This is a genomic window from Cohnella sp. GCM10020058 (genome assembly GCF_042683485.1).
Lineage (GTDB): Bacteria > Bacillota > Bacilli > Paenibacillales > Paenibacillaceae > Cohnella.
Genome location: NZ_JBHUJV010000025.1, coordinates 312307 through 334246, shown reverse-complemented (window position 1 = coordinate 334246; position 21940 = coordinate 312307). Strand labels below are relative to the sequence as shown.

14 protein-coding genes are annotated in these 21940 nt (G+C 59.4%); 2 read left to right on the top strand and 12 right to left on the bottom strand.

Annotation, left to right across the window (positions count from 1 at the left end):
- Positions 1-12 precede the first annotated feature (12 nt).
- From ACFSR7_RS35215 to ACFSR7_RS35195, 5 genes are all read right to left on the bottom strand, one after another.
- A complete protein-coding gene (locus tag ACFSR7_RS35215; protein WP_378169310.1) occupies positions 13-141 on the bottom strand; it encodes a hypothetical protein in 129 nt (42 codons plus the stop codon).
- Positions 142-251: 110 nt separating this feature from the next.
- The gene (locus ACFSR7_RS35210) at positions 252-1166 is read right to left on the bottom strand and encodes a diacylglycerol kinase (protein ID WP_378169308.1); all 915 of its coding nucleotides are present in this window, start codon (positions 1164-1166) and stop codon (positions 252-254) included.
- A 649-nt stretch (positions 1167-1815) separates the two neighbouring features.
- Positions 1816-2796, bottom strand: a complete 981-nt coding sequence (locus ACFSR7_RS35205) for a sirohydrochlorin chelatase (protein ID WP_378169307.1) — start codon at positions 2794-2796, stop codon at positions 1816-1818.
- A gap of 363 nt (positions 2797-3159) precedes the next feature.
- A complete protein-coding gene (locus ACFSR7_RS35200) occupies positions 3160-4536 on the bottom strand; it encodes a hypothetical protein (protein WP_378169305.1) in 1377 nt (458 codons plus the stop codon).
- Positions 4537-4733: 197 nt separating this feature from the next.
- Complete coding sequence (locus ACFSR7_RS35195) at positions 4734-8087, bottom strand: beta-galactosidase (RefSeq protein WP_378169304.1); 3354 nt, start codon at positions 8085-8087, stop codon at positions 4734-4736.
- Between the two features lie 160 nt (positions 8088-8247).
- On the opposite strand from ACFSR7_RS35195, the gene ACFSR7_RS35190 reads away from it, so the two are divergent.
- Entirely contained in the window at positions 8248-10578 is a 2331-nt protein-coding gene (locus ACFSR7_RS35190) for a helix-turn-helix domain-containing protein (RefSeq protein ID WP_378169302.1), read from the top strand.
- Positions 10579-11409: 831 nt separating this feature from the next.
- Here ACFSR7_RS35190 and ACFSR7_RS35185 read toward each other — a convergent pair.
- From ACFSR7_RS35185 to ACFSR7_RS35175, 3 genes are all read right to left on the bottom strand, one after another.
- Complete coding sequence (locus tag ACFSR7_RS35185; RefSeq protein ID WP_378169300.1) at positions 11410-13011, bottom strand: extracellular solute-binding protein; 1602 nt, start codon at positions 13009-13011, stop codon at positions 11410-11412.
- A 120-nt stretch (positions 13012-13131) separates the two neighbouring features.
- Positions 13132-14052 carry a carbohydrate ABC transporter permease gene (locus tag ACFSR7_RS35180; RefSeq protein WP_378169299.1) on the bottom strand — a complete coding sequence of 307 codons (921 nt, stop codon included), beginning with the start codon at positions 14050-14052 and terminating at the stop codon, positions 13132-13134.
- Positions 14053-14069: 17 nt separating this feature from the next.
- Positions 14070-15014 (bottom strand): ABC transporter permease, encoded by a 945-nt coding sequence (locus ACFSR7_RS35175; RefSeq protein WP_378169440.1) that lies wholly within the window; start codon positions 15012-15014, stop codon positions 14070-14072.
- A 391-nt stretch (positions 15015-15405) separates the two neighbouring features.
- Here ACFSR7_RS35175 and ACFSR7_RS35170 point away from each other — a divergent pair, with 391 nt between their 5' ends.
- Positions 15406-16701, top strand: coding sequence for a glycoside hydrolase family 125 protein (locus tag ACFSR7_RS35170; protein WP_378169298.1), 1296 nt, complete (start codon positions 15406-15408; stop codon positions 16699-16701).
- An 8-nt stretch (positions 16702-16709) separates the two neighbouring features.
- Here the strand turns inward: ACFSR7_RS35170 and ACFSR7_RS35165 are convergent, their stop codons facing one another.
- The 4 genes from ACFSR7_RS35165 to ACFSR7_RS35150 all read right to left on the bottom strand — a co-directional run bounded on the left by ACFSR7_RS35165 (position 16710) and on the right by ACFSR7_RS35150 (position 21746).
- Positions 16710-17030 carry a hypothetical protein gene (locus ACFSR7_RS35165; RefSeq protein WP_378169297.1) on the bottom strand — a complete coding sequence of 107 codons (321 nt, stop codon included), beginning with the start codon at positions 17028-17030 and terminating at the stop codon, positions 16710-16712.
- A gap of 1031 nt (positions 17031-18061) precedes the next feature.
- Complete coding sequence (locus ACFSR7_RS35160; RefSeq protein ID WP_378169296.1) at positions 18062-19666, bottom strand: ABC transporter substrate-binding protein; 1605 nt, start codon at positions 19664-19666, stop codon at positions 18062-18064.
- Between the two features lie 118 nt (positions 19667-19784).
- On the bottom strand, positions 19785-20714 hold the full coding sequence (locus ACFSR7_RS35155; RefSeq protein WP_378169295.1) for a carbohydrate ABC transporter permease: 930 nt from the start codon (positions 20712-20714) through the stop codon (positions 19785-19787).
- A gap of 39 nt (positions 20715-20753) precedes the next feature.
- Positions 20754-21746, bottom strand: coding sequence for an ABC transporter permease (locus tag ACFSR7_RS35150; protein WP_378169294.1), 993 nt, complete (start codon positions 21744-21746; stop codon positions 20754-20756).
- Positions 21747-21940 lie beyond the last annotated feature (194 nt).

The window sequence follows — 21940 nt, the reverse complement described above, 5'->3', positions numbered from 1 at the left end:
TCCCGACGCCGCCTACAGACCTGCCGCCTTGGTCCGCCGCTCGGGCGGGCTCTTGCCCCACGTCTCGTCCGACGCCGCCCCCGTGCCTGCCGCTCCGATTCGCCGCGCTGCCCCGCGAGCCGCCGCGCTTGTCCTTGTCACTCATGCTGTCCAGCCCCGTTCATAGGTTCCGCTTCTATATAAAGATAATGTCCCTTCAGTGATGCTTCATCTTCCTTGGCCCTTCAGAGACGCTCCGTCCCGCCTGACCGTCAGTGATACTTGGTCTCCCCAAGCTCGTCCATAATGATCCGCACATGCCCCGGCAGCATCGTGAACGTCCGGGCCATCTGCCCGCCGTATTCGCCGTCGAGGTTCATGTCCAGGTCCGCGTCCGACTCGACCGTCACCCGGTTCGTCTGAAACATCGTGATGTGCGAATCCTGCAGATGCTCGCCCCGCATGGCCAGCGTCGCGATCCGGATGAATTCGCCGAGGTTGCACTTGCGCATGAGCAGCACGTCGAACATCCCGTCGCTCGCCGAGGCGCTTGGCGCTAGCTTCTCGAAGCCGCCGACGGAGTTGCTGTTGGCGATCAGCATGAGCATGTACTCGTCCTCGAACTCGCCGACGCCGTCCATCGAGATCTTCATATGAAAGGAACGCAGCCGCGCGATCTTCTCGAATCCCCGTATGTAATAGGCCAGATTCCCGATCATCGTCTTGAGCTTGCTTGGCACTTCGTAGGAGAGCTCGGTCAGCGAGCCGCCGCCCGCGATATTAATGAAGTATTTGCCGTCGGCCTGACCGATGTCCACCGGCTTCGCGTAGCGCTTGACGATCAGGTCGCACGCCTCGTCCCACTTCTTCGGGATGCCGTGCGCTCTGGCAAAATCGTTGGTCGTCCCCACCGGCAGAATGCCGATGACGGGACGCCGATCGTGAGGGGCGATGCCGCTGATGACCTCGTTCAGCGTGCCGTCGCCGCCAGCCGCGATGACGATGTCGAAGCCCCGTTCCACCGCCTCGGACGCAGCCTTGACCGCATCGCCCTCCGCCTCGGTCGCATGGCAGGACGTCTCGATCCCGCCCCGCTCGAGCCGCTGCAGGATCTGCGGCAATCTCCTGCGCATCTCCTCGCGTCCCGAAGTCGGGTTATAGATCAACCGCGCTCTCACAATATCCAACTTGAATCCCCTCTTCTATCACTCTATAGGATAAGCGCGTGCATCCGTTCCAATTCCCACTATTACCTATTCATGCTAGCGAATCGTCAAGCCAATGTCAACGCGGCCCCGCGGCTTCCGGCAGCTGCTTCAGCATCTGACACGTTCCTGACATAATCCCGCAAAAAAACGCCGCTTGCGTCACAAGCGGCATAACATTTATTTACAATTGCCGACGGTAAGAAAAACCTTCCGGAAAGATCGCTGATCGCCCTGGCGGTTTTTTTAAGTTTGGCGGATATCCGAAACTGGAGTCGCGCGGAGTCCTTGTCCATGACTCATCTGCCAGCCGTTTCAAATGGGCAGCCGACCGTCTCCCGTGTTGTTCTATTGCCGCAATACCTGCAAATATACATCTTTTTCAGCCGATGTCGGCCCTTTTAAACCGGATAGATGCAAAAACGCAGTTATTTTGCCCTATCATCCGAATTTCCGGCTCGTGCTTTGCATTTACCTGCACATTTGCAGGTATTTCATTCGGCACCGTCGGTTGGCAGAAAATACATGTATAATTGCAGGTTTTGGGGCCTGCAAGCCGCCGAGAAGCTCCGGCATTCCAAGTGCGCTTAGCTGCCCATCACTCGCCGTCAAATTATACTTTCATATATGTTTAAAAAGGGGAGACAGCTTCACGCGTTTCGAGCCAGGCACGCGCCCGGTGTACGATCCATTCGCTGATCTGCGGATGGGGCAGCAGGGCGCTCTCGGCATAGTCGATGTCCTGCCCCGCGAGTCGGTTAGGCACAGCCGAAGAGGTGAAGTACCCTTCGCTCAGGAAAACGGGCACCGCCAGCATCCGCGCCTCCGGATGCCGCTCCCGCAACCCCGCGATCCGCGCCGCCGTCTCGTCCGGCCGCAGCAGCGCCGCGTCCGCGCCTGCGAAGCCGCCGATGCGCGCGAGCTCTGCCGCCAGCCCCTCCAGCTCCCGGCGCCAAGCCTCGTAAAACCAAGGCTCGTCGCTGCCGTGCCCGATGAGCAGCACGCACTCCGCCGCGGGCTCGCGCGACCGCGCGCCGAGCTTGTCCGCCAGCACGCGGGCGATCTCCGGATCGCTGCCGATTGGCTGGCCGTAGGTGAGCCGGGCCGTCACCTCGACCGGCTCCAGATCCGTTTCGCACCGCGGCTCCGCATAAGCGCCGAGCGCCCAGCCGATCTCGTCGACATGCGTGCTGCCCGACGAGACAAACAGCGGCAGCGCGTAGATGTCGTTCACGCCCTGCGCCTCAAGCGCCCGCACGCCGTCTTGGATCAGCCGGCCTTCGACTAGCTCCAGGTACGAAGCCGCGACCGGCAGGTCCGCGGGCAGCATAGACCTCGCCTCGGCGACGGCTTCTTCCACCTGCGCCACCCAACCCGGCTCGCGCGAGCCGTGGCTGATGACCAGCACACCTGCCCGAATCTCCGCGCTCGCCTCGCTGTCCGCTCTGTTTCCCGCCTCCGACGGCGCTCTTCCTTTTCCGATAATCCGATCCTGCATCCTGTTCGCCGACTGCTCTTCCACGCCGCTTGCCCGATCCTGCATCCTGTTCGCCGACTGCTCTTCCACGCCGCTTGCCCGATCCTGCATACCGTTACCCACCTGATCCTGCATCCGTTCCGTGCCTCCCGCTCTCGACGCTGTTCCTTCCATGCTATCCAACCCGATAGGCGGTGTCAACGGAGGGACTGTTCGAGCTGGCTTGGGCAGAAGAACGGTTCAACAGACAAAGCCAAAACATTGTGTGATAAAATGAATCGGAGGTGATACCAGCATGATTAATGCTATTGCGTACACGCAATTCGTCCGCTCAAGGATAGAAGAAGGCCAGAAAGATATCGATGAAGGAAGCCTCTTAACGCACGACGAGGTAAAGATAAGACTGGAATATTGGTTGGACAAGCAAGCAGACACTTGGACTTCCACGAAGGGAACGAAGGATTTCAGCAATAAATGATCATTTACGGGAAGATTCGTTCATTCCCCTCCCTTATCCTCAAACCCGATATACTGCGGCAGCTTCTCGAACTCGCTTCCCTCGAGCCCGCCGTTGTCGTAAATCCCCAGCTTCCAGGCGCCTTCCGGCACAACCGTGCCCGCCGGAATCTCGAAGTACCGGCTCTCTCCCTCGACCACGTCGATTGCCGAGCCCATCGGCTGCCGCCATTCGTCCACGAAGAAGAGCGCTGCGCCGTAGTCCGGGAACCGCGGCTTCACGAGCACCGTGCCGCCGATCTTGCCTGCCTCCGCGTCCGTATCCACGAACAGCGGATCCGGGTCGCCGCCGACCGGCACCCAAGCCGCCGCCGACTTGCCGCCGTCGCGAACCGCATAGATTGCGATGCTGCTCACGTCCTTCAGCGGAAACTCGGGCAGCGTCACGCGGTACGCCTTGCCGTCGAAAGGATAGTCGTTGGTCACGTCGACGAGCGGCTGCAACGGCACGCCGTTCGCGTCCGCGCTGTACACGACGTAGTTCACCGCATTCGCGCTGTCCGCGTCGTACCAGCTGAGCTCGCCGGATACGCGCGTCTTGCCGCCGGAGAGGACCGGCTTGAAGTGAATATCAGACACAGGCGAAATGGCAGAATTTACATCGCCCGGATTGATCCAACTCGCCGCTTCGTTCCGGATATCGTCGTAGGACTGCACGGTCGCGCTGGCGCTGTATTCAAAAACGTCCCCGTTTCGGTAAGGCACAACCTGTACTTCGCCGAGAATGTTCAGATTCGGCAGCGGCAGCTTATAGCGTCCGGTTGACGACTTCGCCACTTTTTTTACGCCGCCCGGATACTGAATCTGGTAGCCGTCGTAGTTCGAGCCGTCCGCCGGATCCTTCCAGCTGATCGCCGGCCACGCGCTTGTATAGGGATTGGCGTCTATGTAAGTCAGCTCTCCCACCAGGTACGCCGGATAATCCCTCAGAGAAGCCTTCGCGACCGGTACGGCCACAGACTTGCCGCTGTCGGACGCGTTGAAAACCCCGATCGCGGCCGCTTTGCCCGTCACCTTCGTATCGTCCGGAATGATGAACGCATGCCGCTCCGGCGCGTATAGACCGATCGCCTTGCCGTAGCGCTTGCCTTTATCGTCCAGCAGATAGGCCTCGTAGCTCTTCGCCGCCGATTCTCCGCCCTCGTTCACGTATAAAATGCCGCCGATCTCTCCCGCCTGCTCGTCCTTGTCCTGGAAAGAAGCGGTGGCGATCGATGCAGCCGCGATCGATGCAGACGCCTTCGCAGCCCCCGTCTTCCCCGCCGACGCAGCTTGCGCGGATCCCGCGGACAGTCCGACCGACCCAGTGACCATAAAACCTAAGAGAGCGATGCCGATGGCGCGAAGTTGCCGATACATGTGTTTCCCCCTAGATAATAGTCTATTAAAAATAGTCTATGACTCCGGCTTGCAACCTGTTTGAACGCCTACTATCGTCTTTGAGAAATGTATTAAACCGATTTATCCGGCTTAAATCTGAGATTTTTATCAAAAATAAAGCGCTCGCCCCATGGGCAAGCGCTTCGCATCAATGTCGGACAACCCGGCTGCGGAGCCTAACTCAGCGCACCCGCAGCCTTTTTCTCCTCCGCTCCAGCAACCTGGCCGGATTGGCTCACGACTGTATCCCGGTACGTGGCGATCAGCCCGCCCTGCGTGTCCGTCGCAAACAGCACAGACCGTTCGCTCGGCACGGTGAAGCGGTAGCTCGTCTCCCCGTCCCTGATCGCGACTTCGCAGTCGGCGCCGGATTCCGAGATGAAGATATACAAGCTTCCGTGCTTAAAAGTCAGCTTCGTGCCATAGACGCCCGGGTGGTCGCCGCCTTCTACCCACGCCATTGCGCCGCATCCCGCCTGCGCCTCTTGCAGCGCGGCCGCGTACAACGCTTGCAGCGTATCCGTGCGTTCGTTCAGCTCGAGCGGCAGCGGGCACCAGAGCAGCTTGCCAGCGCCGAGCGGACGGACGAGCAGCTCGGCTGTCTGGCTCCAGCCGTTGCCGTCCGCGCCAGGCACGACCTCTTTGTTCAGCTGGCCGATCTTGCGGTCGCCGAAGGAAGCGCGGTACGTGCGGCCTGCGATCCGCACCTGTTCCTCGCGCGACAGGTTGGTCAGCCGATAGGCTGCGCCAACCGCCTCGGCGGCCCGCGAAGTCGGCTTCCAGTAAGCGTCGAGACCGATGGGGCCGGTGAACAGCAGGGTGCCGCCGTGCAGCTCGACATGCCCGAGCAGCTTCGCCAGCGCTTCGTCGCTGAAGCTGTGCGCGCTCGGCACGATGATGAGCCGCGGTTTGTCCGCGGACAGCGAATCGAGGTGCAGCTCGCTGATGCCGTAGAAAGGCACCTTCATGTCGTAGGCCAGCACCCGGGTCAGGCTCTGCGTCGCCTCGCAGGCGAACCTGCGGCTCGAGAAGTCGTTCGTATACGGGAAAACGACGGCGACATCTGCGAGCTCGCGGTCCTCGAACAGGTCCGAGATCCTTCCGATGAATCGGCCGAAGTCGTACGACACGTCCGCCTCCGGCTTCTCGGTGCCGTCCGCGCGCAGGGCGCCGATGTTGGATTCGCACACGTTATCCATGTAATAATTCGTGTTCCACAGCCAATGCACGGCGCCGGCGCTCCCGCCCGCGAAGGCATAGGCATACTTGCGCTCCAGCAGGTTCCGCAGCTCCTCCTCCGTCCGTTTGGCGCGGTTGTCCGGCATTTCCACGTACATGATACCCGTCTCCTGGATGAGCGTGGGCTTGCCCGGGTCTTTGCCGAACAGGCCGTCCCACAGCAGCTGGTCGTTGAGCCACCATGTATGCACGTTGGTGTAATCGACGCTCTGCGCATACATGAACGGCGACGGCCGCGGTCCCCTGCCCAGCGCTTCGTCTTGTCCGACGGTAACCAGATGTCCCGGGACGAGCGTCCGGATCGTCGCGCTTAGCGCCTCCACCCAGCGATTGTGCATGTCCATTGTGAACAGCGTATAGTCGAGCCAGCGCCCGTTTTTCTTGAGCCGCTTGACGTCGTGGATGTCAAAGGCGATATCGATCTGCTCAGGCGGCTCCGCGGATGCGAAGTCGGGCAGCTCGGCCTGCGTCATGTTCCAGCGCGCCTGCAGCCGGTCGATCGTACCGTGGCGCCGCTGCAGCCAATCGCCGAACGCCTGCCGCTCGAACTTGTCGTGCACCGCCCGGGGACCCGTGAAGATCCGCGTCGGGTCGAAAAGCGACGGCTCGTTGATCAGGTCCCACTGTACGTTCGACGTGTCCTTGTGGCGGGAGACGATGGCAGCGATAAAGCGTTTCTGCGCCTGAACGCTGCGCGGGTCCAGGTACGGATTGCGTCCCTCCCAGGCCTCCGGCGCGAACGCAAAAAACGTGAAGGTCACTTCCAGACCATGCCGCGCCGCCGTCAAAATAAACGCGTCGATCGCGCGCAGCTGCTCCTCGGAGGCATGCCCGTCCTCGAACATCAGGTGCCGCCAGGCGCTCCACATACCGGTGCGGATCCAGTTGATGCCGGCCCGCTTCATCGTCGCCATCTCGCGATCCCAGATCGCGGGGTTCGGCAGGTTGATGAACTTGCGGCCCGTATCCGACGCCATATAGGTCATGCCGACCACGGGAAAAGGTTTGCCATCCTTGATGAAATAATCCCGTCCGGCAGCCAGCGGCGCCCCGCGCCGCAGCAGCTCCCGGTCGTAGCACCAGAAGCCCTGGTGCAGCAGGCGCCGCTCGCCCGAGGCGGACACGGCTTCGCATGCGATCGCGTAGCTGCCCGGCTCGAGCGTCACAGGCGCCACGAAGTTCACGTACGCGATCTCGCTTCCCGCAGTCAGGTTCAGCTCCTCGTACCAGAGCGCATCAACGGCGGACATCGCAGCCGATGCGTCCGGACTCGACGTGGTCGCCGCAAATGGCGGATTCGCGTACAGGTCGTCCGACTCGGACGACGCCGTCTGCGCGGCTGGGCACGATTGCGAAGCGACTGCCTGCGTATCCTGGTTCAGCCCGGCCGCCTTCGCCTCCTTCGCAGCTTCCCGCTCATGCTCCGGCGCCGCCCGCTTGCGCAGCGAGATCCGCAGCCGCCATTCCTCCGGCTCGCGCGCGATGTCCCCAGCCGGGGTGATCCGCTGCGCCTGCACCGTCAGATGCGGCGTTTCGTCCGCGTGGTACGCCGCGTAGCTTGGCTTCAGCCACAGCTCGGTCACGCCGGCCTCGCAGTAGGCCGCCCAGCGGAGCAGCGCAGCGGCACCGCCGCCGGACCAGAACCGCACCTTCAGCCGCTGGTTCGCCAGCAGCCATCGGCCACCGGCATAGTCGCCGCGGAAGCGCTCGAGCAGCACGACCGGCGCGGTCACTTCGCGGCCTTCGGCGCTTACGCCGACGAGCAGCGGCTGGATGCAGGCGTTCATCGGCCCGGAGGAGCCGGTCGCCTGGTTCAACTGGTCGCGCTCATGCGTCACGTGCAGTACAAGGCCGTACGTTTCGCCGATGTCGAACAACGCTTCGCTGCCCGCCAGCAGCGGTCGCTCCGGATTGTGCCGCAGCGAGGCGGCACGGGTACCGTCCGCTACCAGCGCTTCGTGGATATGAATCTCTTGATGGTAGGCCGTCATCTCAGGTTCGGCAACCCAGCCTTCCGCCGTCAGGCCGACCGGCCGCTTGAACGGTGCGCCGCCCGCGTGAACCCAGCCTTTGCCCGCTCTGAGATGACGGGAGATCGCCGGCCAGGCTTCCCTGGGAAAATACGGTCCGTGCAGGTGCACGAACGTTCCCGCATCTTCCGCTTCCAGCGCCTCGGCCAATCCTGCCGCATTGACGACCCGGCAGCTGCGATCCAGCTCGCTTAGTGCCGCTTCGTCCGGTGCCGCTCCCTCATAGGGGAACCCCGCGTCGTAAAAGATAATCGTTGCCATGTGGCACGCTCCTTTAGATTTGAAATCGTTTTCCTTCCCTTGACGCCTATATTATCGTTATAATGATTGATATCGTTATAATGTTTAAATGAAGACGATGAACGATAACGAAAACGGAACTCGCTTCCGTCGAACGAGATTGATGCAAGGGGCGATGTCGATGTTGAACTTGACGGACACGCGAGCTTTCGTTTCTCGCATGCGTCTGAACTGGAGCCATTTTAAATCCAAGCTGCTCTTAAAATACACGCTCTCTTACATCCTCATCTTCCTGATCCCGCTGACCGGCGTGACGGCTTCCGTCTACGAGAGCGCCGTTCGCAGCCTCCGCACCGAGATCGAGCAATCCAACCTCAATCAGCTGGATCAAGTCAAGCGAACCTTGGACGGCCGCATTGCCGAGCTGCAGGAGATTGCCGGACGGATCACCTATGACGAGCATCTGACCTCCTACATGGTGCATCACGACTACTACGGAATGGAAGCCATTCAAACGTTGGCGAACTATAAGGCGAGCAGCAGCATTTTGCAGGATCTCTTTCTCTATTTCCGCGACGATCCCGTCGTCTACTCCTATCGCGGGCTGATGAATCTCGACGTGGCGTTCGGGAGCACCTACCAGTTCAGCCAGGCGAGCAGGCAGGAGCTGGCGCGCGAGATGAACACCGCGATCCAGCCGATCATGCGTCCCGCCGAGCAGGTTACAATCAACGCCCGCCAGGAATCGATGCTGACGCTGCTCGTGCCGATCAAGCCGAACAATCCGTTTCCGTACGGCACGGTCATCTACCTGATGAAGGAATCGAATCTGACCGGCATGATGGCTTCGATCTTGAACGATTTTTCCGGCAGCAGCTATATTTTCGACGCGCAGGGCAACAAGCTGACGGGCACCAGTCACGGCGAAACGATGGACCGGGCCGGCCTGAACCGGATTGCGTCCCTGTCGACCGGTATTCACAGCCTGACGCTGGACGGCAAGCAGCAGTCCGTCGTGGCGGTGAAGTCCGAGACCAACGGCTGGACCTACGTGACGACGATGCCGAGCCACCAGTTTTTCGGCCGGGTCGCACATATCAAGTCGCTGATCCTGATCGTCTTTTGCCTCGTCGGCCTTATCGGCATCGCGGCGGCCATGGTGCTGGCCAGAAGGCAGTATCACCCGATTAAAAATCTGATGGAGTTCGTCAAGCTGAGAAACACCGGTGCCACAGAAGCCACGGACAGCCGCAACGAGTGGGACTGGATCCGCCATACGATTCACGAGTACAGCGCGCGGGCCGATATGCAGCAGCCGTATGTGCGCAATCAGTGCCTGCTCCTGCTGCTGAAGCACGGCAAGCCCGAAGATCCTGAGATCGAGCGGCTCGTGCAAAGCGCGGGTCTGGAGCTGACGCCGGGTAAAAGCCTCTGCTTCTCCGTCATCCTCACCTGGGAGGAGCTGCCCGATCCTGCGTCTTCGCGCGCGATTGTAGCTCAGCTGGCCGAGCGGTTCCGCGAGGCGAGGTTCTCCGAGCTGGGGGCGAGCGCCTACGGCGTGGACCTCTCCCCGTCGGAGCGGTTCGCGCTGATGGTTAGCTTAAGCGCCGAGGGCGATCAGCCCGTGCAAGAGCGCGTCGAGCAGGTCGTTGGCGCCGTGCTGCTGCACCTCGGCGACGAGCTGCGGCAGCAGCTCTCGCTTGGTGTCGGCACGGCGTACGACAGCCTGGGCGAGCTGAACCAGTCGTTCATCGAGGCGGCGACGGCGCTGCAGTTCCGCCTGATGGGCGAGCAGGGCCGCGTCACCTACTTCGAGGGGCTGGCTCAGCAAGAGCACGCCTCGGGCGACGCGTTCTGGCTGCCCAAGAAGTCGATGCTGAAGCTTGAGCAGAGCCTTAAGCAGGGCAACGAGGCGGTCGCCGCGCAAACGATTCAGAGCCTCGTGGCGGAGATCCGCGGCGTGAAGCTGTCCGTCTCCCTGCTCCGCTGCGTCTGCTTCGATCTGCTCAACGCCTTGCTGCGCACCGCGTCGGAGTACGGCATGACAGGCGTGATGAACAAAATTCCCGGCTTCACCTCGTTCGAGACGCTCGAGGAGCTCGAGAGCCGGCTGATCGAGCTGTCGTCGTTAATCTGCCGTCAGGTCGAGCGCAATACCGAGACCGAGCAGCAGTCGCTCATCGAGAACATCGTCGAATACGTGGACAGCCAGTACGCCGACTACACGCTCAGCCTCGAGCATATCGCGCTCAAATACTCCGTCTCGACCTCGTACCTGAGCCGCAGCTTCAAAGAGAAGATGGGCATGACCTTCTCCCAGTACATCTGGCGGCTGCGTACGGACGAAGTCATGCGCCAGCTCGTCACCACGAGCGCGCCGCTCAAGGAGATCATCGAGCGGGTCGGCTACCTCGACGCGCCGAACTTCATCCGCAAATTCAAAAACGAGACCGGCTACACCCCCGGCCAGTACCGCAAGCTGTACGCGCAGGTGAACGTCCCTGCGGAATGAACGCGCGTGCCGCAGGCGCTTCGGGCCCAAGATAGCCGGTCTTTCCGGCTATCTCGCCGTGGGGGCAAAAGGTGCCTTAGCGGAAATAAGTTCCGCTATCTTGCCACAGCGATCGTGTACGAGGTAACTTAGCGGAAGATCGTTCCGCTATACAACCACAGCAAGCGTGCCAAAGTTACTTTAAAGGAAATAAGTTCCGCTATCCCACCACAGCGAGCGTGTACGAGGCACTTAGCGGAAGATCGTTCCGCTATACAACCACAGCAAGCGTGCCAAAGTTACTTTAAAGGAAATAAGTTCCGCTATCCCACCACAGCGAGCGTGTACGAGGCACTTAGCGGAAGATCGTTCCGCTATCCCGCCATAGCGAGGGTGCTCCCCCCACTAAACCGGTGCTTCGAGCTCCGTTAGCCGGTTTTTCCGGCTATCTCAGCCCTGAGCACACTAATCCCGGCTCCGTTAGCCGGTTTTTCCGGCTATCTAGCCCTGAGCACACTAGTCCCGGCTCCGTTAGCCGGTTTTTCCGGCTATCTCAGCCCCGAGCACACTAGCTTCGAGTAACGTTAGCCGGCTTTTTCGGCTTTCACTTCACCGTCAGCGAGCCGGTCAGATTCTTTTCCGAGCTCGGGCCGACATGAATCCTAAAAAACAATTTCTCCGCATCGGCGGGCGACGGCGGAGAATCGTTGAAGCTTTTCATGCTGAAGGAAGGCCATCCGCCGAAGCGGCGGCCTTCGCGCTTCCCTGCATTTGCAGCGTTCGCTGCGCCGTTGTTTCTATACCGCCTCGCGACGGTTTGGCAGCTTCCGCAACCGCTTGGTCCCCATCCTCTTAATTAGAAGCCCACCGGTCGTACGCGCCCTGATAGATCTTCGCCATCTTCTCGGCGCCCATCTTCTTCAGCGTGTCCACGTACTTGTCCCAGTTGCTCAGCGGCTCGGCGCCGGTGATGAACTTGGCTTCCATCTGGTTGACGTACGTGTTGAGATCGGACGTCAGGCTGTTGACCTGCGTCTGCTCGTCGGACGTGAGGAACAGCGTCGGGAACGGCGGACGCGCGCCTTGATCGAGCAGCTTCGTCTGCGTTTCCTTGGCGACCCAGATTTCGAAGTCGCCCTTCAGTCCCTTTTCGATATCGTCCGTGTTGATCGTCGGCGCCGGGATGCCGTAATTCGGCGTCAGCGTCGAGCGATACTTCTCGCGGTCGGTGCCGCCGTCCGGGATCGGCAGGTATTCCTTCGTGCGCGTCGCCTCGTCCGTGTACTTCCACAGGATGCCTTCCGGCCCTTTGTTGAACAGCAGCGCGCCTTCATACGAATACAGGTAATCGACCCAGCGCATCGACGCTTCGGGGGACGGGTTCGTGCTCGAGATCGCGAACGCGCCCGGCGTGATGCCCGCATTCGCCGCGATGGCCGGCTTGTCGACCATCTCGCTTTTCACCGGCGCGTACATCGGATCGTCCGTCGAAGGGTCGCCACCGAGGGACATATAAGCGTTCCAGTTGGCGAACATCGCGACCTGGTTGTTCTGTACCTTCGCCTTCTTCTGCTCGTCCGTCTGAGAGAAGCTCTCGTGATCCAGCAGCTCCTCGTTCCACAGGCGGTTCATGAACGTAAGATACTGCTTGAAGCCCTCTTCCAGCGGCGTATAGTGCACTTTTTTGCTGTCGTCCACGTAGATCGTGTCCTCATATACGCCGAACGAGCCCAGCAGCCAGGTACGAATGTCCCGCAGGTTGACGTCTCTCGCGTTGCTTGCCGTCAGCGGGATCTCGTCGGCCTTGCCGTTGCCGTTCGGATCCTCGGTTTTGACGCGCTTCAGATAGGTATACAGCTCTTCGGTCGTGGTCGGCAGCTTCGTGATGTTCAGCGCCTTCAGGAAGTCGCCGTTGTACCAGATCGGGTTGCGATACCAGTGCTGGCTCATCTCGATGACCGGCAGCGCGTAGATATGGCCATCCGGCGCGGTGATCGATTTGCGCACTTCCGGATTGTCTTCCAGCACCTTCTTGAAGTTCGGCGCGTACTCGTCGATCAGATTTTCCAGCGGAATCAGGATGCCCTGTTCGCCGTAGTTGATCTGTTCGGCCGTCGTCAGCCCGGAGGCATAGAACATGTCCGGATAGTCGCCGCTCGCGAACACGAGGTTTTTCTTCGTATCGAAGCTGTCCTTGGGCGCGTTGCGGAAGTCGAGCTTGATGTTGCTCTGCTCGGCCATGATGTCGAGGACCTTCATCTTTTTCCAGTCCTGGTCGCCCGTATCCGGCGCCATCAGCGTGAGCGTGAGCGGCTCGCTTACGATCGGAAAGCCTTCTTTGTTGACGGTGGCGCCTGCCGATTCTTTTTTCTCGTTCGAGGCGCAGCCGGCCAGCAGGCCGACTCCGATTGACGCCGCGAGCAGCAGCTTGCCTGTTTTTGCGTACGATCCCATGGATGAACCCTCCCGTTTATAATGATGAATCGCGTAATGGGTCGCCCCGTTCGCCGCAGGCGACGGCGGGGCATATATAATAAGCGGCCGAAGCCGGTTATTAATAAAGCCCGCGTGCCGTCAGCCCTTGACCGAGCCGATCATGACGCCTTGAACGAAGTAGCGCTGCAAAAACGGATAGACCGCGATGATCGGCAGCGTGGAGACGACGATAACCGCATATTTGAGCAAGGAGGCCGTCTCCGCCTTGGAATTCATCGCCTTGGCGATGTCCCCGCTGATTGCGGCGCCGGTCGTTTCCGCCGTCATCTCCTGAAGGACGAGAATCTGCCGGAGCACCATCTGCAGCGGATATTTGGCGTCGTCGTTCAGATAGAGCAAGGATGGCAGATAGCTGTTCCAGTGGGCGACCCCGTAGAACAACGCCATAACCGCGATAATAGGGAAGGATAGCGGCAGCACGACGCGGGTGAACAGTCTCAGGTTCGTACAGCCGTCGATCTGCGCGGCTTCCTGCAGCTCTCTCGGGATCGTCGTCTGGAAGAACGTCCTGGCCACGATCAGATTCCAGACCGAGACGGCCACCGGCAGAATGAGCGCGCCCATCGTATTGATCAGATGAAGGTCCTTGACCACGAGATACGTCGGCACCAGTCCGCCGTTGAAGAACATTGTGACCAGGATAATAATAACGAAGAACGTGCGTCCTACAAAATCGGAGCGGCTGAGCGCATAGGCGGCGGGCAGCGTTATGGCCAGGTTAAGCGCCGTCCCGAGCACCGTGTAGATGATCGTATTGAGATAGCCGCTCCAGATTTTGGAGTTTTGGAACACGAGCGTGTAACCGTCCCAGGTGATGCCCTTGGGCCACAGCCACATCTCTCCGGCGTTCACGAGCTTCGGCGAACTGATCGACGCGCTGAGGATATAAATGAGCGGATACAGGACGACGATCAGCGCGACGGCCAGGAACAGATAGACGATGAACATGAAGATCTTGTCGCCCTTGGACGCTTTTATCGCAGCGTTGGCTTGGTTCATATGCGCATTTCTCCCTTCTACCACAGACTGGTCTCGCTGGTCCGCTTGGCGATGCGGTTGACGAGAATCAGCAGGATGGCGTTGATGACCGAGTTGAACAGCCCTACCGCGGTCGAGAAGCTGTACTGCGCGTCGACCAGACCGGTTCGATAGACAAAGGTGGAAATGACGTCGGAAGACTCCATGTTAAGCGAGTTTTGCAGCAGGAGGATCTTCTCGAAGCCCACGCCGAGAATGTTGCCCATGTTCAGAATGAGCATGATCGTGATCGTCGGGACGATCGTCGGCAGGTTGATATGCAGGACGCGCTTGAACCGGCTCGCGCCGTCTACGATAGCGGCCTCGTGCAGCTGCGGATCTACGCCCGCCAGTGCCGCCAAATAGATGATCGTGCCCCAACCTGCGCTCTGCCACACCTCGGACAGGACGTACACGGTCTTGAACCACCGCGGATCCGTCAGAAACTGCGGCGCGTCGATGCCCACCCACTCCAGGATTTTGATGATGATACCCGACGACGGCGACAGGAACGTAATGATCATCCCGGCCATGACGACGACGGAGATAAAGTGCGGCGCGTACGTCACGGTCTGAACCGATTTCTTGAACAGCCCGTTTTTCGCTTCGTTGAAGGCGAGCGCCAGAATGATCGGCAGCGGGAACCCGACCGCAAGCGCGTACAAACTGATGCCGAACGTGTTCCAGATTAGATCCCAGAAATAATACGAGTGGAAAAACCGTTCAAAATGAGCAAATCCGACCCAGGGACTGTCCATGACGCCTCTGGCCGGCATGAAGTTTTTGAACGCGATCTGGATCCCGTACATCGGCAGGTAATGAAATAAAATAAAGTAGACAAGCGCCGGCGCGACGAACAGGTACAGCTCCCAGTTGCGCCAGATCCGTTTGCCGAGCGACGCGCGTTCGGCAAGCTTCTTCGGCAGCGGCAGGCTGCCGTCCATCGTTTGAACTTGCTGCGTTTCTGCTTTCACGTTGCTCCTCCCTTCTTGCTGAACCGCCAGGCGGAACCTGTGAGCGCATTCATCCCTCGGCAGGCAGCGGCGTGGCAGCGATTACAATTTGAATTGTAGGGAAGGCAGGCGCGCACCGTAAATATGTGAGATGTGCATTGTCATTGTAAAAAGCGCAAAACCCTTGTGGCGCAAGGGTTTCGGATGTAGACGCTCTCATTTGGACGAGGGGCGGAATGTGTAAAGTTTTAACCGTTTTCAAGGCTGCAAACGTTACATATTGCGCGCTTGCGCGAGGTGTGACAACCTGTGTGTTGATTCGTTGCGAGCCTGACCGCCCTTCCCGTTCCAATCAGCCAGCCACGCCAAGGAGGAAAAGAATATGACGCAGACCGTATCCGCCCTGCCCGCTTCGATCCGCGACTTTCTCGACGAAGCCGACCGGCGGCTCGCCCACCGTCCCAAGCTGCAGCGGATGTTCCGCAACTGCTTTCCCAATACGCTCGAGACGACGACCAAGCTGCTGGACGACGGCACGACCTTCGTCTTCACCGGCGACATCCCGGCCATGTGGCTGCGCGACTCGACCGAGCAGGTGCGCCACTACCTGCCGTTCGTCCGCGAGGACGAGGAGCTGCAGCGGATCATCGGCGGGCTCATTCGCCGCCAGCTTTTTTACATTAATCAGGATCCTTATACGAACGCGTTCAACGAGACGGCCAGCGGCAAGCACTACAACGACGGCGACCTGTCCGACATGACTCCCTGGATGTGGGAGCGCAAGTACGAGCTAGACTCTCTCTGCTTCCCCGTGCAGCTGCTGTACGATTACTGGCACGCCTCCGGCAAGACGGACGTCTTCGACGACGCCTGCTACCAGGCGCTCGTCTCGATCGTGGACGTCATTCGCACCGAGCAGCGGCATATGGAAAAATCGCCCTATCGCTTCCTGCGCCCAGGCTTCAAGGAAACCGAAACGATGCAAAACGAAGGCCTCGGCCTGCCCGTCAACTACACCGGCATGACGTGGTCCGGCTTCCGGCCGAGCGACGATGCGTCCCTGTTCGGCTACAACGTGCCGGGCAATATGTTCGCCGTCGTCATCCTCGGCCATATCCGCGAGATTGCGAGCACGATCTATCAGGACGCCGGCCTCGCCGAGCGCGCGCAGAAGCTGCGCGAGCAGATCGACTTCGGCATCCGCGCCTACGGCATCGTCAACCACCCGCGCTTCGGCCGCATCTACGCGTACGAGACCGACGGCTTCGGCAACTACTGCCTGATGGACGACGCCGGCACGCCGGGCCTCATGTCCATTCCGTACTTCGGCTACGCCCCGGCGGACGATCCCGTCTATCAGAACACGCGGCGGTTCGCGCTCAGCTTCGACAATCCGTACTACTTTGAGGGAAAGCACGCCAAGGGCATCGGCAGTCCCCATACCAAGGACGGCTATGTCTGGCATATGGCCTTGTCCATGCAGGCGCTGACCAGCACGGACGAGCAGGAGGTCAAGGACCTCATCGAGGTGCTGATCGCCACGGACGCCGACACGGGCTTCATGCACGAAGGCTTTGATTGCAACGATCCCGCGATCTTCACCCGTCCGTGGTTCGCCTGGTCCAACTCGCTGTTTGCGCAGGTGATCTGCAAGGCGATGGATAAAGGTTGGGTGTAGGGGTTTAGCTAGATTTGCAGACGAAAAGAAACCGTCAGGGGAGATCGAGGATCTCCCTGACGGTCCTTTTCGTTTTGGCGGATATCCGAAACGCGATTCGCACGGACACCTATCGAAGACTCATCATCCGATGCCGCTCCGATGGGCGCCAATCGCACGCCTGCTTCGTTTGCCCGCTTCGCCGTCCGCTTCGTCATCTGCTTCGTCGCCGCTTCGCCGTCCGCTTCGTCGCCCGCTTCGTCACCAGCTTCGTCACCAGCTTCGTCACCAGCTTCGTCGCCCGCTTCGTTGCCTGTTTCGTTCGCCCGCTTCTTTCGCCCGCTTCGCACGCCGCTTCGTCGCCCGCTTCGTTCTTTCGCCGCAATGCCTGCAAATATACATCTTTTTTCGCCGAAATCGACCCTTTTGAGCAGAAAAGATGCAAATATGCAGCTATTTCCCTCCATCCCCCCCATCTCCGGCTTGTGCTCTGCATTTACCTGCATATTTGCAGTTATTTCATTCAGCCTCCCGGGTCGGCAGAAAATACATGTATACATGCAGGCTTTTAAGCCCGCCACACATCCGAAATGCTCCGCACGCCCAAAACCCGCTGCCCTTTTCCCGAATCCCCCGTCAGGATCAGAAAAAAAGCGCCTCGGCTCCTCGGCTCCTCTCCCCTCTCCCCCTCCGCTACTCCGCCACTCCTACAACGCCGATTACTCGCCTGAAGATTTACTTTTTAATATCAGTTGATTGCGAAGATAGCGCAGTGGGGCTCGGCAGATGGCTAACTCTCGATAGCCTGCAAATATACATCTCTTTTTACACTTGGATGGTTTTTGGCGCAAATGCCTGCATACGAAGTCAATTTCATAAACATTTTTTACCAGAATAAATCCGAACTTTTAATACAAAATAGAACCTCTGAGATTCGGAAATAAGTCCAAAACCGAACGTTATTCGTCAAGTCTTATGATTAAGTTTGTTTAAACTAGCGACTTTTTGAATTATGAAATTGACTTTACGTGCATCTTTTGGTGCTTGAACAGCGCATTGGGGCCGTTGCCGTTAAAAAAGCCTGCTAATCTGCATCTTTTCCCATACGGAGTCGGGCTCCGAGGCAAAGCCTGCAGATTCGCAGGCTTTTGCCCCGCTGCCTTTCTCTAGTCCAGATAGAATTGAATCGTCCTGTTGATTCGCTCTCTGCATTGTATCTTTCTTTGTCTGATCCCCTTATATCAATTTTGTTGATCCGTTCGAGAAACCTATTATGGAAACGCAAACGACCCGCAATCGGGTCACTTTTCTCAAAGTGTCCGTCTTGCGGGTCGTTGTTCAACCGTTCAGCGCCGGCGGCTTTCCTTTACCAATCTACGATTTACTTGCCCAAGAAAGCATTCAGCTGCTTCTGCTTCTCAGCGATGATCGCGTCAAGGCCGTTCGCCTTTAGCTTCTTGTAATACTCGTCGGCCTTGGACGGATCGATCGAGCCGGTGTCGAGGCCCGGGTCGTACTGCTTGCGGATGTTGGACTCGACGGACACTTGCGACTTGACCGGCTCCGCGTTAAATGTGAAGCCGAGACCCGGCGAGTTGTGCGCGCCTTCGTTGAACTTCTTGAACTGCTCCCACTTGTCCGGCGCTTCCGTGTTCCAGACGTAGTTCAGGAATTGGCTGCCCAGCATCCAGGTCGCGCCGATCGCGTAGTTGCCCGTATTGTCGGTCGGCGTGATGATCTCGCCGCTCTTCGTATAATGATCGCCCTCGATGCCGAAGTTGAGCAGGTTGTTCAGGTACTTGTCGGTGTGCAGCAGGTCGATGAACATCATCGCGCGCTCCGGATCGCCGGACGTAGTGGAGATGCCCAGCATCGAGCCCGCCGTATCGCTCGTCGCGACGGTGCGGTCCGTCATCGCGACCTGCGCCAGCTTGCCTGCGAGACCGGTCGCGTTCGCCGTCTCGGCGTCCTTGCCCGGCTTGAGGGCGGAGGTCATCATGAACACGTTGCCCTTCTTCATCGCGTCGTTGCCGCTCAGCTGCGTCGTCGCCGCGTCTTTGTTGATATAGCCCTTTTTAAAGAAATCGCGGGTAATCTCCAGCGTCTCCTTGTAGCGCGGCAGCTCATTGCGCGGCTTGACCGTCGTCTCGTCGCCGTCCTTCATGATCGCGCCCTCGATCGTGTTGTCGCCCAGGAAGTCGTACTTGGCAAAGTAGTGCGAGTTGAAGTTATCCCCGTCGCGCAGGAAGACCGGCGTCATCTCCGGCTTCTCGGCCTTGACCTTGGCGAGGACCGGCTCGAGGTCCGCGATCGTCTTGGCGGCCATCAGCTGGTCGGTGACGCCAAGCTCGTCGGCGATATCCTTGCGGAAGATGATGCCGCCCTGCTCGGCGAGCTCCTTGTTCGTCGGGACGCCGTAGTTGAAGCCATTGATCTTGGCGCCCTTCAGGAACGCTTCGGGCAGCGTGGACAAAATGTCCTGGCCGTACTTTTCCAGCAGGTTGCCGTACTTGCCGTTGGGATCGTTCAGCGGCAGGAAGGCGCCCTTGGCCACATTGGTCGCGTGGCCGTTCCAGCTGGCCGTGAAGATGATGTCCATCGGATCGCGGGAAGCGATTGCAAGATTCATCTTGTTGTCCCATTGGCCCCAGTCGACAAGATTCAGATCGAGCGTCGCGTTGATCTTTTCCTTGAGGTACTTGTTGATCTCGGCTTCGACCTTTGCCTCGTCCTTGGGCGGCGTGCCGGGGAGATACAGCGTCAGCTTGTATTCCTTGAGGTCCGATGCCGCAGAGGACGCGGAGGCGGATGCGCTCGCCGATGCGGAGCCGCTGGCGGAAGCCTTCGGCGAAGCGGCAGCCGAAGGCGACGCGGACGCGTCGGCGCCTTTGTTGTTGTTGTCGTTGTTGCCGCCGCAGCCTGCGAGCACGACGGAGAGCGCCGCGAGGGCGAGCGCGGACTTGCCGAGCCTGGTTTGTACGAACATGGGTATTGCCTCCCTTTTCATAGTGAGTACCGCTGTATATGCGTGAACCGGCCGGTAACCGGGTTCAGCCTGCAAATTGGGTCCGGCAGCCGCCGCGCGGGACGACGGCCGGATCGGGTCAGCCCTTGACGGCGCCGACGGTAAGCCCTTGAATGAAGTAGCGCTGGAAAAACGGATAGATGAAGATGATCGGCCCGATCCCGACGACGGCCATTGCCATCCGGGCGGTCTCGCTCGGCATCTGGAAGTTCGGATTCGCCTGCATGATCGCCGAGTACGCCTGGGAGTTAGAGCTTAAGTATGCAATATCTAACAGCGTCTTGTACATGCGGAATTGGATGCTCATCGGTCCGTCCTGGTTGATGAAGAGAAGGCTCAGGAACCAGTCGTTCCAGTAATTCAGCGTGCACAGCAGTCCGACCGAGGCGAGTACCGGCAACGAGAGCGGCAGCACGATGCGTACAAAGGTGCGCAGCTCGCCCGCCCCGTCGATCTTGGCCGATTCGATAAGCGCCGGCGGGATCGAGCCCGAGAAGAACGTGCGGATCAGGATGACGAAAAAACCCTGGACGAACATCGGCAGCATGAGGACAAGCAGCGTATTTTGCAGATGGAGCCCTTGCTTGTAGGTCAGGTAGAACGGCACGAGTCCGCTGTTGAACAAAATCGTGAAGAACACGATGAAGGAAAAGATGCCGCGGTGCTTGAAGTCCCGCCGCGAGATCGGGTAAGCGTACAGCGTCATGATCGAGAGCGCGACGAGTGTGCCCACGATGGTGACGAAGATCGATACGCCGTACGAATGGACGATCGGCTTCCAGTCGTTCAGCAGAAAATCGTAGGCGCCCAGGCTGAATTTTTTCGGCCAGATGTTGTAGCCTTCGACCGTCACCGTCCGTTCGTCGGACAGTGAGACGGCTATGACGATAAGCAGCGGGATCACGCAGAGCGCGCTATAGATCCAGAAGACCGTATTGATCACGGCATTGGTGCCGGCGGAGATTTCGTTCGCGTTAAACTTGCGTTTTCGGATGGCGCTGGTTGCCATGGATAGGTTCCTCCTTCTGTGGTCGCGGGCGGCTGGCGCCTAGAACAAGGCGTCTTCCTTGCTGATGCGTCTGACGACCAGATTCGCGGTCAACACGAGGATGAAGCCGATGACCGCCTGGTAGAGGCCGGCCGCCGAGGACATCCCGATATCGCCAGAGACGAGGAAGCCCTGATACACGTACGTGTCGATGACCAGCGTCTTGTCGTAGAGCGCCCCGGCATTGCGCGTCACCTGGAAGAACAAGCCGAAGTCCGCGTAGAAAATCCGGCCGATCTGCAGCAGCGTCATGGTGATGATGACCGGGCGGATGAGCGGGATCGTGATCGTCCAGATCTGTCTCCACTTGGTCGCGCCGTCCATATGGGCGGCTTCATAGTATTCGTTGTCGATGCCGACGATCGCCGCGAGGAAGATGACCGCGTAGTAGCCGATGCCTTTCCACGTGTTGACGAGCGGCAGGATGACCGGCCACCATTTCGAATCCGAGTACCAGTCGATTGGCTGCGCGCCGAACCACGGCAGGACGAATTTGTTCAGGATGCCGATGTCCGGATTGAGGAACGCGTACACGAGATACGAGAGGATGATCCACGACATGAAGTAGGGCAGGAAGAGGACCGTCTGATGCAGCTTGGACAGCGTCCGGTTGCGCATGACGTTCAGCGCGATCGCGATTCCGACCCCAATGATCGTATTGAGGGCAATGAACACCGCGTTGTACGCCATCGTGTTGCGCGTGATGACCCAGGCGTCGCTGCTCGCGAACAAATACTTAAAGTTGCCCCAGCCGACCCACGGACTGTCCATGAAGTTCTCGATGAAGCTCGGAGACTGATAGGTCATCTGCTTAAAAGCGATCAGCGCGCCTGCCATCGGGATATAGTTGTTGACGATCAGTACGATCAACGCCGGCGCCATCATCAGGTAGAACACGCCATACCTTTTCCAATAGCCCTGGTTCAGCGTCTTCGCCTTGGCCGCTCTGCGCTTCTCGATCGCGGCCGGCACGGTTGGCGTGGCCTGCTCCATCTCCATCACGTTCCTTACGTTTGGTCTGTGATGTCATTGTACAGTCCGCCCCGGCACGCCATCTATCTACTACGGTGACCGAGATAGCATTATTGTGACTCGTGCGATTGCCGGCGCCCGATGCCCGCGCTAAACCCTCCCGCAGTCGTCGTCCGCACCCATGTAGTTCTAGCTGAGACTTCTTCGCCCATTAC